The sequence below is a fragment of the Bartonella sp. AA1HLJMS genome, assembly GCF_042197445.1.
GTDB lineage: Bacteria > Pseudomonadota > Alphaproteobacteria > Rhizobiales > Rhizobiaceae > Bartonella.
In genome coordinates this window covers 1-14,028 of the sequence record NZ_JBHIRW010000032.1, presented here as the reverse complement: position 1 = coordinate 14,028, position 14,028 = coordinate 1, and the positions used below count along the sequence as shown (strand labels likewise).

The following is a 14,028-nucleotide window of genomic DNA, read 5'->3' as shown; positions in this document are numbered from 1 at the left end:
AATGCGAGTTGTCCTCTATGACACATGCATACATTGGCTTCAAAACAGGTGATTGCAACGCGCTTTTTGTTTAAAAAATTTGATATAATTTGTTTAGTGCACAAAAATTCTTTATTTTTTTGTGAGTGTGTCATTTTTGCTACAGATATTTCAGAAAAGATGCTCTATATGAATTTCATTTTGGATATTTGGAGAGATTTTATGAATACAAAACGTTTAATAACAGCGTCTATTTTTTCTTTAATTTCAGCGTCTACAGCACTAGCTGCTGATGTTATGATTCCTCATCAGCCAGCATCATCGACTGCTTCTACCATTGTTGCACCTACTTTTTCATGGACAGGTCTTTATTTAGGTGTCCAAGCTGGTGGTTTTTCGAGCAAAGCTGATATGGCTCTTGTTGGTCAAGAAAAGAGTTTACCACTGGATAAAGAGTTCTCTCCTAAACTTTCAGGTTTTGCAGGTGGTTTTTATGCAGGTTCTAATATTGATCTCGGTGACAACTTTATTTTTGGTATCGATACGGATTTAATGATATCTGGAAAAAAGCACACAAAGACCATTACCATAGGTGCAGCTGATAACACTACAGTAGAAAATGCAGTCGTAAGATCTCGCAGATCCGCAGAAGGTGTAACCACAACAGGAACACCAGTGTCACCAGTAGCAGGAACCTTAACGTCAAATACACCAATACAATCAACTGTCCAAGCGCAATCTACGCGGGAAAATTTAAATCAACAACCAAATCCAGGCGTAAGCCAATCAGGGAAAACAGCAACAACTGGCAATCCTAATGCTACAACAGTAAAAGAAACAGTGAAAGTGGAAGGAAAAACATTAGGAGTTTCAAACCCAACATCAGCATCGTTAGCTGGACAACGAGGGTCCTCTAAGTCAGTGACAAAACCACAAACAGGCGCAGAAACAGCAACAGTTTCTACATCTAAACAACCCTCCTCCAGCACAGAGACAAGAACACTGGTCCAGTCAGAGCTTTCGTTAGGAAGATCAGATACAGGAAACCAATCATCAAGAGTTGAGACAAAAAGAGCAGATGCGTCTGCAAAATCTGCAGAAACAACATCTATATTAGCGGGATCTTCACAAGTACAATCCATCTCAGCCACACCAGCAGTACAGTCAGCGGTGGCGGTACCTGCAAAATCATCAGCGGTGGCGGTACCTGCAAAATCAGTTGTAACAAAACTAACATTCTCTACCCCATCAACAGGAACAGAAGCAAGTCAGCCAGCAGTAAAAGCACCTACACCGGTACAATCTGTATCACAACCATCAGCAGTAGAAAGAACAGTACCGAGTTCATCACTTGTACTCGCGAGATCAGGATCATCCAATGGTTCAGAAACAAAAGTTTCTAATGGAACAAGCGGAGCCCAACAGGGAGGTCATCATGGCGCCCATGGTAGCGGAAATGCTAATCCGCATGGTGCATCTCATGCAGGTGGGCATGGCTCTGGTGCTAATCCACATGCTTCTCGTTCTCATGGTGGACAGAATATGGCTGGACACGGTGCACAAAGTACACAAGCGGTGGATAAGAACGCTTCCAGTGTATATGGTATAGAACAAATAAAAAAGATGGCTTCTGAACTTGGTCTTGATCAAGAGGATGCAGTTGAAACTTTAAGTCATACTTTCAAGCAAAATTGGGGTGGTGCTACACGGGTACGTATTGGTTTTGCTGCTGATCGCTTTATGCCTTATCTTGCTGGTGGTATTGCTTATGGGCAATTCCAAGACACTGTATCAATATCTGTTAAGGATGAGGATGGAAGAGTCGTTTCTTCTAAGAACTTAGCTGATGAAACAAAAACCATGATTGGTTACACACTTGGTGGTGGCGTTGATTTCTCGCTTCTAGATAATGTGATTGTACGTGCAGAATATCGTTACTCTGATTTTGGTAAAAAGAAATTTGCAAAGGAAAAACTTGAAGTTAACTACAAAACCAATGATTTCCGTGTTGGTGTAGCTTATAAATTCTAATTTTTAAAAGAGTAAATTTCTAAAAGGCTCCACTATTAGTGGAGCCTTTATTTTTTAAAAGATCAATTTTTGATTTCTTTTCTTGTGAATTTCATGATAAAGCCCATAGATTGTGATGATATATTTTCCTGATCGCTGCTTAATACGAATGATAAGCTCGGCTTTCCCTATAGATAAAAACCAGAGTTGCAGGGTTCAGGGAAGTTATGCAAAAATGAAATCGTAAAAGTGGACAGGAATATTTCACAATGACTGTGAAAAATGAAACAATAGATTATTCAAAAACTCTTTATCTCCCACAGACAAATTTTCCTATGCGTGCAGGGCTTCCGCAAAAAGAGCTTGAATTGATGGCGCGTTGGGAAGATATGGGGCTTTATGCGCAATTGCGCCAACAAGCAAAAGATCGTCCATTTTATATTCTTCATGATGGTCCGCCTTATGCAAATGGTCATATTCATATTGGGCATGCCTTAAACAAAGTTCTAAAGGATGTGGTTGTCCGTTCATTCCAAATGCGCGGTTTTAATGCAAATTATGTACCTGGTTGGGATTGCCATGGGCTTCCAATTGAATGGAAAATTGAAGAAAAATATCGAGCACAAGGAAAAAATAAGGATGAGGTACCTCTTAACGAGTTTCGTCAAGAATGCCGTGAATTTGCACAGCATTGGGTAACTATTCAAAGTGAAGAATTTAAACGCCTTGGTGTCGTGGGAGATTTTAACACGCCTTATACTACAATGGCTTTTCATGCAGAAGCACGCATTGCCAGTGAATTGATAAAATTTGCTATGTCAGATCAGATTTATCGTGGTTCCAAGCCAGTGATGTGGTCTGTTGTGGAACGTACGGCTTTGGCAGAGGCTGAGATTGAATATCATGATCATGAATCAGAGGTGCTTTGGGTTAAGTTTCCTGTTTTTGAAGCAAATTCTGATGATTTATATGGTGCTCATGTCGTCATTTGGACAACAACACCGTGGACAATTCCAAGCAATCGTGCAGTGAGTTATTCTTCGCAAATTTCTTATAGTATTTACGAAGTTGAAAGTGCTGAAAATGATTTTGGTCCTCAAGTGGGAGAAAAGCTTCTCTTTGCAGATCCTTTAGCGATGAGTTGTGGAGAAAAAGCCAAACTTGTTTTGAAGCGTTTGCGTGTTATTTCTTCTGAAGAGTTGAAAGCTCTTGTTCTTTCTCATCCACTCAAAGGTTTGGCTGGGGGGTATAACTTTAAAATTCCATTGCTTGATGGTTCGCACGTAACAGAGAGTGCTGGTACAGGTTTTGTCCATACAGCACCAAGCCATGGGCGTGAGGACTTTGAAATTTGGAATGATTATAAGTCCTTACTGGAACAAGCGGGGATTGATTCATCTATACCGTTTCCTGTTGATGATGCAGGGTTCTATACGAAAGATGTTCCAGGTTTAGGACCAGATCGTGAAGGAGGACCTGCACGTGTTATTGATGATAATGGAAAAATGGGTGATGCCAATAAAGAGGTCATTAACGCTTTAATTAAAGCAGATCGATTGTTTGCACGGGGGCGTTTAAAGCATTCCTATCCCCATAGTTGGCGTTCAAAAAAACCCGTTATTTTTCGCAATACACCACAATGGTTTATTTCAATGGATAAAGATTTTGGGGATGGTTCAACTTTACGTAGTCGGGCTTTGGAAGCTGTTTCAAAAACGCGTTTTGTGCCGCCTTCTGGACAAAACCGCCTAGCTTCTATGATAGAAGATCGTCCTGATTGGGTTCTTTCTCGTCAGCGTTCTTGGGGTGTTCCTATTTGTATTTTTGCGAATGAGGATGGTGTTATTCTAAAAGATGAAGGTGTGAACGAGCGTATTTTACGGGCTTTTGAAGCAGAAGGGGCAGATGCATGGTTTGCTGAAGGAGCACGTGAACGTTTTTTAGGTGAGCGTGCACATGAGCCTTGGGTACAGGTTTATGATATTTTGGATGTTTGGTTTGATTCTGGAGCAAGCCATAGCTTTGTGTTAGAAGATCGGGCTGATTTGAAATGGCCTGCTGATGTTTATTTTGAAGGTTCAGATCAACATCGCGGATGGTTCCAATCTTCTCTTTTGGAAAGCTGTGGTACGCGTGCTTGTTCTCCCTATAAGTCCGTGATCACACACGGTTTTACTTTGGATGAGAATGGTAAGAAAATGTCTAAATCTTTAGGCAATACGGTTGTTCCGCAAGAAATCATTAAAACATCTGGAGCTGATATTTTTCGTCTCTGGGTTATGACAACCGATTATTGGGAAGATCAGCGTTTAGGCAAAAAAATACTTCAAACAAATGTGGATTCATATCGTAAACTACGCAATGCAATTCGTTGGATGCTAGGAACTTTAGCACATGATGATGGAGAAGAAGTATCTTATGGTGCACTGCCGGATCTTGAAAAATTTATATTGCATAGACTTTTTGAACTTGATCAGTTGATTAATCGCGCTTACGATGAATTTGATTTTAAAAAGATTATGCGTGCATTATTGGATTTTTCAATCATTGAGTTATCGGCATTTTATTTTGATATCCGCAAGGATTCTCTTTATTGTGATGCACCTTCATCAAAAAAACGCAAGGCTTCCTTGCAGGTTGTCCGTGAGATTTTTGAGCGTATGGTAACATGGCTTGCTCCAATGTTACCTTTTACGATGGAGGAAGCTTGGTTAGAGCGTTATCCAGAAAGCCAATCAGTGCATTTCGAACAATTTCGCTCTGTACCAGCAGAATGGCAAAACCAATCTTTGGCTGAGCGTTGGAAAAAGATTCGGCAGGTCCGTAAAGTTGTAACAGGTGCTTTAGAGCTTGAACGTGCTAATAAGCGTATTGGATCCTCTTTGGAAGCTGCGCCTATTGTTTTTATTTCCAATCTGGTTTTACGAGAGGCATTAGAAAATGTGGATATGGCGGAGATCTGTATTACCAGTGCACTCACAATTACGCAGGACACGATACCTTCCGATGCTTTTACTTTGAATGATGTTGAAGGTGTTGGTGTATATCCAAAGAGGGCATTAGGAAAAAAATGTGCTCGATCATGGCGTTATACACAAGATGTTGGGAGTGATTTAGCTTATCCGGATGTATCTGCTCGTGATGCAGCTGCTTTGCGGGAACTACAGATTCTTGGTAAGATTTAAAATTTTAAATCAAAGGAAAGAAATGCAAGTATATTTCTCATATTGATGAATATAGTTTTTTGTGGTACAAAGTAAATTCCGTTATTTTGTCTGCAGGGGGGAAATTTGTGTATGGACCGTTCTCTCATAAATAACGGGAATATTAATCAGCCATATACTTAGGAAATGGAATAGGCAGTGAGAAAACGTGAAATAAAAATATTTCCAATAGGAATTTTAGGGATGTGCTTTGTTTTAACGGGATGCGATTTATCCGCTCCTACCTATGGTACCAATAAACCGGTTTCGATACAGTTTTTTGAAGATGTTGCTAATATTACTTCATTAACACCAAAAAATAATAGCAGCCAAATTGTTATGAAACCTCATCCAAAACTTGTAATACCAAGCCCTAGTTCACGCAGATTTTTGCCGGTACCACAACAAGATAGATCTGTCAATGAAATGGCAGCATCGAAGAATCACCAAGGAAATACTCCTTTTCCTCACAAAGGATCGTCAGTTAATGGCGCTGGTTCAGCAAACCCTTCACAGTTGAATGCGAAGCAACGACAGGAATATTTACGTCGTCAGAGAGCACAAGTTGGAAGTTCAAAATACCGTCGCTATCTCACTGAACCACCTTTAAGTTATCGCCAACCGGCAAAAACCGCACCTATTGGTCGATAGGGGAAAGACAAAATATTTAAAGTAAAGAATTTTTCTAATTACTTATGATACCAAGCTCTCATTCGCGCGCAGTTATAATGCTGCTGTAGGAGGGGTGTTATTCTCATGAAATAGCAATATGACAACAGCATCGAGAGAGTCCTTATGCGTTTCCTAACACGAAACATTTCTCAAGCTCATTTTACAACATCGCTCATGTGGATAGTATAACGTAAAATCTATTGTGCTCCAATATCTTTATGCTTAGGAAGGAGGAAACTGATACTATCATTTTATTTTTCAAACTCCAATGTTGCGATAATTCTTGCATTTGAGAGCTTTCATAAGAGACATTTTTAGTCTTTTCTAAAATGTTCTTTATCCAGACGATAATTCCGCTTATGATGTGCAAGAAAGTGATTTTTACTGTTTCAATGTAATTTGAAATGAGAGTATGTCTACGATATTTTGGACTTTATATTTTATATACAAAATAATGAATTATTCTTTTGAATGAATGTATCATCTAATAGAAACAATATGCAGAATTAAAAGAGAGAAAAAATGCTTCGAAATAGCTTTTGCTATATATATGGCAAAAGAATTAACAGTCTTTTTTGAGAAGTAGGATAGTTTTAAAGAGTGAAAGTTATGGAAGAAGAATTGTTTTTAGTATCGCTTTTGTACAAAAAAATCTTTAAGTAATTGAGCAGCTTCTTTTTCTTTAAAACCAGAATAAATCTCAGGTTTGTGATGACAGGTTGGTTGCTGATAAAAACGTGGACCATTCTCTATAGCACCCCCTTTGGGATCATTTGTTGCGTAATAGAGACGTCGTATGCGTGCAAATGAAATGGCAGCGGCACACATAGCACAAGGCTCAAGTGTTACATAAAGATCGCAATCAGGAAGCCTTTCGCTTTGCAATGTTTTGCAAGCCATACGGATTGCGCGTATTTCTGCGTGTCCTGTAGGGTCATATGCAGATTTTATAAAGTTACCAGCGCGTGCAATGATAGCTTTTCCACGTGTAATGACAGCACCTACGGGAACTTCATCTGTTTTTGCAGCCTCTTGTGCTTTTAAAAGGGCTATTTCCATGGGCGTCAAAGTCATAATATTCTTTCTACTGAAGGTATAGAAAATCTAAAGGTTATCTCGATAAGGAATGCTATGGAATGAATAATTTATTATGCTTTTATAATGAAAAGAAGACCTCTATTTTTTTAAGAGTTTAAAACAAACTTGCAAGTCGGCAGATATATTATTGTCGTTAAAGTATAGAAAATGATAAATGATTATGCTACTTCATTTTTCAGGATAAGCGGTATGGTGCATGTGAATAATTTTCTGAGCATACTTGCAAAGATTGGTTTGAAACGCAAATGAATGAAAATAATGAGAGTGAACGAATTGCTAAAAGGTTAGCGCGTGCTGGTATTGCTTCGCGTCGAGATGCAGAAATGATGATTGTTGCAGGTCGTATTTCTGTGAATGGTAAAGTCGTGACAACGCCTGCTTTTAATGTTAGCCGCTCTGATGTTATTAAAGTTGATGGCAAACCTTTACCTCCTATAGAACGAACACGTTTATGGCTTTACCATAAGCCAGCAGGTCTTGTCACCACGAACCGTGATCCTGAAGGCAGACCTACAGTATTTAGTAATTTACCAAAAGGAATGCCGCGTGTTCTTTCTGTTGGAAGGCTTGACATTAACACGGAAGGGCTTTTGCTTTTAACCAATGATGGTGGCTTAGCGCGTGTATTAGAGCTTCCTGTAACGGGGTGGGTCCGCAAATATCGTGTACGTGCTCATGGAAGAGTAAGGCAGAGCGCGTTGGATAACCTTAAAAATGGTATTGCGATTAATGGTATTTTTTATGGTTCGATTGAAGCATCAATTGAACGCGAACAAGGGTCGAATGTATGGCTTTCTGTCGCTTTGCGAGAAGGAAAAAATCGTGAAATAAAGAATGTTTTAGGGGCATTGGGATTATCAGTTAATCGATTAATACGTGTATCTTATGGTCCATTTCATCTCTCTGATTTAGAAGAAGGAGCCGTGCAAGAGTTAAAAGGGCGGATGTTACGAGATCAGTTGGGGGAGCGTTTGATTATGCAAGCCAATGCAGATTTTGATGCTCCTATTCTTAAGCCATTTTCAAATTCTGCAGTTGTTGCAGAAAAGCAAAGCCAGAAAGATCTTTCTATTGCAAATGATGGTTGGGTTTTCTCAAGTGAAAGGGCAATACGACGCCGACCAAGAGATGGTTCTGTTGAACATAGTCGCGCACGATTAAGTACAAAGTCTCATGAGAATGTAAAGAAGGAGAAAAGTGAAGAAGGAAAAGCAGAGCGTTTTCTACCGCGTTCTCGCCGTGCTAATGTTTGGATGGCTCCTGGTGCACGTCCGCAAAGTGCACGTAGAAAGCCTTCTTATAGTGAGGAGAAATCGCATGGTCATAAGAGCGATTTGGATGGTAGAAAATCATTTCATCGAAGCAAGGAAAAACTAAAAGAAAATCCGTCATACAAAGAGAAGAGGGAAAGTTTTGTTCAAAAACATGGCAAAATATCTTATGAAGAGACGCATCCCTTTGGTAAGAAAGATCGCTTTTTAAAGGATAAAGAGAAAATGATAAAAGGTGGTCATGATGAGCATTCTTTTGAGAGAAAGAAAAAGGTAAAATCGTTTGGTGGTGCTATGAAAAAATCTAAACCACATAGGGACGGTGCAAAAACTTCGAAGCGATTTGGAGGTCCACGTGCGGATCATAGGCGGTAAATTTGCTGGGCGTATTTTGTTTTCGCCTGTTAATCAGTCGATTCGCCCAACGAGTGATCGTACACGTGAAAGCCTTTTTAATATTCTTTCTAGCCGTGAAGAACAATTTTGGACCAATAAACGCATTCTTGATCTTTTTGCTGGGACTGGTGCTTTAGGCATCGAAGCACTTTCACGTGGAGCAAAGGCTGCTGTTTTTGTTGAAAACTCGGTTGAGGGGCGTGGGGTAATTCAAAAAAATATAGAAGCCTTTGAATTACAGTCGATAGGACGGATTTTGCGTCGTGATGCGACCAAACTTGGCAATATTGGCACAATGCTGCCATTTGATGTTATCTGCGCTGATCCTCCCTATGGCCGTTGTTTAGGTGAACGTGCTTTTGTAGAAGCTTTGCGAGGAGGGTGGGCAAAAGCTGATACACTCTTCATACTTGAAGAAAAGAAAGATACAATGATTTATTTACCTAACGTCTTTTATCTAGACGATGAGCGTTTTTATGGTGAGACAGCAATACGTCTCTATAAATTACGATCGCTTACATCTTGAGAAAGTTCTTGTTTTTATCCGATAGGATGAAAAAATGCTTTTACACAGTTTTCTTCATTTTATATGGTTTTTAAAAGGTCAAGTAGAAAATCAATAAAAGATTCTAATGTTAAAGGAATTGATGAATTTTTATTAGCTTTACTACAGAAGGATGTTTTTTCTCCAATAGGATATATATATCCTCGATAATAGTTATGATCTTTTTTGTTTAATTTTTTTCTGCTATACCTTAATCATCACATTTCATCAGCAGTTGAAAGCTTTAAGCTGTGCAGTTTGCATTTATATCTTATATGATGCGTAACTTCTATTTTTGTTATTGTATAAATTTAAAAAAGATATTTTGTTTAGTATTGAAAATATTGTTCATTTATCCTGAGTATTTGTCTGTTTAGTTTAGTAGTATCCCTTGTTGATTTAATCATTACATAGTAAGTAAATCTGAGAGTATTAAGTATCTTATCGTTGTGCAGCTTTAAGGGTACTTTTTTATAATATTCTTTATCACTAAAGATAAGTAATTTGTAAAAAAGGGGAGATTGTCGTGTTTAATTGGATATATAGTGAAGAGATTAGTACAGAAGCAAGTGCTGAGCAAATTTGGGCTATATGGGAAGATGTGGCATCATGGCCTTGCTGGGATAGTGAACTTGAGTGGGTAGAACTTTCTGGTCCTTTCAAAGAAGGCGCTATAGGACGCATGAAACCTAAAAAGGGACCTACAGTAACTTTTACGCTTGATAAAGTTATAAAAAATGTTTGTTTTTCTGATTATGCTAAACTTCCTTTTACACGTATGAGTTTTAATCATGAATATATTTGTTCAACAAAAACTGGTTCTTCAAATAACAAAATTCGTCATACTGTAATCATGTCTGGTTTACTTGCTCCTTTATTTGGAATGATTATTGGATCAAAAATTAAGTTACATCTTCGGGATGCAATGATTGAAATGAGTAGACGTGCTCTTACTGAAAACAAAAGCATTTTGTAAGGGGGTACATTTATAAAGAAGTTAATACCTTTAAAAGGTGCAGAACTCTTAGCCTTGTTAGAATGAAATCAGTTATGAGTATATAGCAAATTGATGAGCTATGATTTGGTTTTAGTTAGCTGTTGAAATCGTGTCAAAGCATCTTACGGGATTAATTTTGCGCTAAAAATCTTATGAAATTCATTGAATTTTTTATATATAAAAGCTTATAAGATGCTCTCTTCGTTGAAAATGAGAAAGTTTCAGAAGCTCATTGCTTCTCTTATGATGTAGGTCCATATTGTCATGATATTTGCTGGTTTCTAATGTTGCGATAGCTTTTGCATTTAAAACCTTCATAAGAGATATTTTGATTTCTTCTTAAATGGTTTTCATTCATACGCTCCTTACTTATGATTTGCTCGCAAATAGTTGTGATTGACTCAACATGAATAGGTTCGAAACAGAGAGAATTTTATGATATTAGGCTTTTTTATACAAATTACAAAACAATAAATTATAAGTATAAATCAAACTGTTAATTTTATTGAAAGATTACAAGATAATTTCTTGATTACTTTTAAATATAAAAATGAGTTCTTTATGATATTACGTCCATTAGGGTAAAGAAGTTTATGACTGCTCATTTTGTTGAAACCATAATGGAAGGAAATATTTTTTACTCTGTTTAAGTTTTGTTTCATTTACAAGAGTGCCGTCTCATTATGAGAGAGTTTATAGAAGCAAAGAAGTGTATACAAATATAAGGCATTTTCTTGATTCTTGCTTGGAAATAAAAGAATGCTATAGGAAAGATATGAGGTAAGTTTTTTACTACCCAGAGGAAGGAAGACCTGTGATTTAGATCATTTTATGCTTTTCGAATTTTTGAGGATTTTGGCTTAAATTCAAGTGTTATAGCTAAGACTTTTGTTAATTGCCAATTGTTCTGTTGATTTGATTGTCAGTGGAGATTTGGCTCCTAAAATGATAAGGGCCCATGAGAAATCTTGAAACTAAAGAGATTTTACGGCATATTACGTTTTTTCATAAAGAAGCTAAAAGGGAAATGATTTAATGCATTAAAAAAAAAGAATGCATGAATGTGCATAATCTTATGAATCAATACACAAGAGTTATATTCTGATTTGTATAAATTTGTCAGAATGCTTATCAATGTAAATAATAAAATATTTTAGGGAGTCTATAATGACTGACAAAAACCAGATTGAGAAAGCTGTTTCGCTGGTTGAAGCAGCAAAGCGTTCTGGGGCAGATGCTGCTGATGCTGTTATTGTTCATGCTCATTCTACCAGTGTATCAGTTCGTTTTGGGAAAGTCGAATCGACAGAAGCAGCAGAGAGCAATGATTTTACTCTAAGGGTTTTTGTTGGAAAAAAAGTAGCAAGTGTTTCTGCTAATTTAGGATCTTATCCGCAAGAACTTGCGGAACGTGCTGTTGCGATGGCTAAAGCTTCTCCCGATAGTTTATTTGAAGGTTTGGCAGATAAAGAGTGTTTGGTTAAGTATCCTAAAGATCTTGATCTTTTTGATGATTTTGTACCCAGCAGTCATTTTTTAACAGAAGATGCTTTAAAAACGGAGGCAGTAGCTCTTGATGTTAAAGGTGTAAGCAATTCTGGTGGCGCTGCAACAGCTTATGGCCGTAGTGGGTTTATTCTTGTGACCAGCGATGGTTTTTGTGGAGCCTATCGCTCAAGTTGTTTTTCACGTTCTTGTAGTGCTCTTGCAGGTGAAGGAACACAGATGGAGCGGGATTATGATTATACAACAGCCTTACATTTTTCTGATTTAGAGGCAGCAGAAACTGTGGGAAAGAATGCAGGGCTTGGTGCTGTTCGACGTTTGGGTGCAGTTCGTGCGGCGACTGGGAGCGTTGATGTTATTTTTAATCCGCGTACGGCTCGTGGAATTGCAGGGCATATCGCATCTATGGTCAATGGAGCCTCTGTGGTTCGAAAAACGAGTCTTTTACAGAATTTCCTAGGCAAGGAAGTGATGAAGCCTAATGTTAATGTAACCGATCAACCTTTGCGATTACGTGGAAATGCTTCTCATCCTTTTGATGGAGAAGGGGTAGAGGGGCAAACACTCAATATTATTGAAAATGGTATTTTAAAAAATTGGCTTCTTTCATCATCTACAGCACGTGAATTGGGACTTAAAACAAATGGACACGGTATGCGTTCGGCATCATTAGTGCAGCCGACCAGTACAAATTTTGCTATTGAACCGAGTTTAGTATCGCCTTGCGATATGATAAAAGATTTGCGAAATGGATTTTATGTGACCGAATTATTCGGTCATGGCATTGATTTTATTACTGGTCAGTATAGTCGTGGGGCTTCCGGTTTTTGGATTGAAAATGGTGAAATTGCTTATCCGGTAAGTGAAGTAACGCTAGGTTCTGATTTGCTTCATATGTTAGCACATTTAACACCTGCCAATGATATTGATCGGCGTTATAGTACAGCTGCTCCAACATTGTTAATTGAAGGTATGACACTTGCAGGAAAATAACACGCATCATTCTTCTGATTTAAATCTTTTGCGTGATGTTTGTCGAGAGGCAGGAGATTTAGCAATGCGGTATTTTGGATGCACGTTGGATGTCTGGATTAAAGAAGGTAATTCCCCAGTTAGTGAAGCAGATTTTGCTGTTGATCATTTCTTGAAAGAGAGGCTTCTTGGAGCTCGTCCAAATTATGGATGGATTTCAGAAGAAACAAAAGATAATCGAGAAAAACAAGATTATTATGAGCGCTCTTTTGTTGTTGATCCTATTGATGGAACGCGTGGTTTTCTTTCTGGCAATCCTTATTGGTGTATTTCGGTTGCCATTATTGAGAATGGGCGTCCTATTGTGGGCGTTCTACAATGTCCGGCTCAAGGAGATGTTTATACAGCTGTAACAGGTGGAGGGGCAACATTAAATGGGATAAAACTTCCTCGTTTAGCCTTTGAGGTTCATCGAAAATATAAAATTTCACTTGATAAATCGCTCGCACAAAAATTACCAGATGATTTTCTCAATCAAGTCAGTCTTTACCATTATCTTCCTTCTCTTGCTTATCGTATTGTTCTTGTTGCTCAAGATGAAATTGATATCGTATTAGTTCGTCCAAATTGTCATGAATGGGATATTGCCGCTGCTGATCTTATTTTGCAGGAGTGTGGAGGGTGTTTTTTATCGCTTGATGCCCCTTTACTATCTTATGGAATTGAACCTTACCAGTATGGACTTTTAATTGCTGGTAAAAATAATTGCTGTCAAGATATGATAGATGTTGTTCGTCAAACAAAGTTAGTTTAATCACGTAAAAGCGCGCTAAGATAATCTAAATGATATGGAGGCACATATGACTGAAACCAAAGAAAAAAAACAATATTTACATCTTGTATTTGGTGGGGAATTAAAAAATCTTAACAGTAATCAATTTAAGAATCCTGATGATTTAGATGTGGTTGGTATTTTCTCAGATTATCAATCCGCTCAAGAAGCATGGCAGGCAAAAGCACAAAGCAGTGTAGATAATGCATTACAACGTTATTACATTGTAGATTTGCATCAGTTTCTTGATGCTGAGTTAGGCGATGCAGAATAAAGCTTGAATATTTGGTCATTATAACCTGTAGATTGCTTCATGCTTTTGTTTAGTCGTCCTTTTCATAGGTACGTTCTTCGGGTAAAATAGAATGCCGTAAAAAAGAATATGCTTGTTGTTTAAAATTCATATGTTTTTTTAAGAAACATCTCCCAAAGCACCCAAGCCCATTTCATAATAGTGTCCGTGCAAGGCAAATAAAAAGCAAGTAAAATAAAATAGTTATGTCTAATATGGGGGAATAGGTGAATCTTGATTCTATTGAGTTTTTTTG

General features: G+C 37.9%; 10 protein-coding genes. 9 read left to right on the top strand and 1 reads right to left on the bottom strand.

Annotated elements, in window-relative coordinates; genetic code table 11:
* Nucleotides 1-201: 201 nt before the first annotated feature.
* From ACFIQE_RS07635 to ACFIQE_RS07625, 3 genes are all read left to right on the top strand, one after another.
* Nucleotides 202-2,010, top strand: a complete 1,809-nt coding sequence (locus tag ACFIQE_RS07635) for an outer membrane beta-barrel protein (RefSeq protein WP_375707461.1) — start codon at nucleotides 202-204, stop codon at nucleotides 2,008-2,010.
* 248 nt (nucleotides 2,011-2,258) lie between these two features.
* Complete coding sequence (gene ileS, locus ACFIQE_RS07630; RefSeq protein WP_375621078.1) at nucleotides 2,259-5,174, top strand: isoleucine--tRNA ligase; 2,916 nt, start codon at nucleotides 2,259-2,261, stop codon at nucleotides 5,172-5,174.
* A 177-nt stretch (nucleotides 5,175-5,351) separates the two neighbouring features.
* Nucleotides 5,352-5,843 carry a hypothetical protein gene (locus ACFIQE_RS07625; RefSeq protein ID WP_375707460.1) on the top strand — a complete coding sequence of 164 codons (492 nt, stop codon included), beginning with the start codon at nucleotides 5,352-5,354 and terminating at the stop codon, nucleotides 5,841-5,843.
* Between the two features lie 648 nt (nucleotides 5,844-6,491).
* On the opposite strand, the gene ACFIQE_RS07620 is transcribed toward ACFIQE_RS07625, so the two are convergent.
* A complete protein-coding gene (locus ACFIQE_RS07620) occupies nucleotides 6,492-6,938 on the bottom strand; it encodes a nucleoside deaminase (protein WP_375707459.1) in 447 nt (148 codons plus the stop codon).
* Nucleotides 6,939-7,207: 269 nt separating this feature from the next.
* Here ACFIQE_RS07620 and ACFIQE_RS07615 point away from each other — a divergent pair, with 269 nt between their 5' ends.
* The 6 genes from ACFIQE_RS07615 (at nucleotide 7,208) to ACFIQE_RS07590 (ending at nucleotide 13,754) form a co-directional block, all read left to right on the top strand.
* Nucleotides 7,208-8,608, top strand: coding sequence for a pseudouridine synthase (locus tag ACFIQE_RS07615; RefSeq protein WP_375707458.1), 1,401 nt, complete (start codon nucleotides 7,208-7,210; stop codon nucleotides 8,606-8,608).
* A complete protein-coding gene (rsmD, locus tag ACFIQE_RS07610) occupies nucleotides 8,589-9,155 on the top strand; it encodes a 16S rRNA (guanine(966)-N(2))-methyltransferase RsmD (protein WP_375707457.1) in 567 nt (188 codons plus the stop codon). Before ACFIQE_RS07615 ends, rsmD begins: the two co-directional genes overlap by 20 nt.
* Nucleotides 9,156-9,699: 544 nt before the next feature.
* The gene (locus ACFIQE_RS07605) at nucleotides 9,700-10,149 is read left to right on the top strand and encodes a hypothetical protein (RefSeq protein ID WP_375621073.1); all 450 of its coding nucleotides are present in this window, start codon (nucleotides 9,700-9,702) and stop codon (nucleotides 10,147-10,149) included.
* A 1,188-nt stretch (nucleotides 10,150-11,337) separates the two neighbouring features.
* A complete protein-coding gene (locus ACFIQE_RS07600) occupies nucleotides 11,338-12,669 on the top strand; it encodes a TldD/PmbA family protein (protein WP_375707456.1) in 1,332 nt (443 codons plus the stop codon).
* Nucleotides 12,656-13,462, top strand: a complete 807-nt coding sequence (locus ACFIQE_RS07595) for a 3'(2'),5'-bisphosphate nucleotidase CysQ (protein WP_375612376.1) — start codon at nucleotides 12,656-12,658, stop codon at nucleotides 13,460-13,462. Before ACFIQE_RS07600 ends, ACFIQE_RS07595 begins: the two co-directional genes overlap by 14 nt.
* A gap of 46 nt (nucleotides 13,463-13,508) precedes the next feature.
* A complete protein-coding gene (locus ACFIQE_RS07590; protein ID WP_375621070.1) occupies nucleotides 13,509-13,754 on the top strand; it encodes a DUF4170 domain-containing protein in 246 nt (81 codons plus the stop codon).
* The last annotated feature ends 274 nt before the right edge of the window (nucleotides 13,755-14,028 follow it).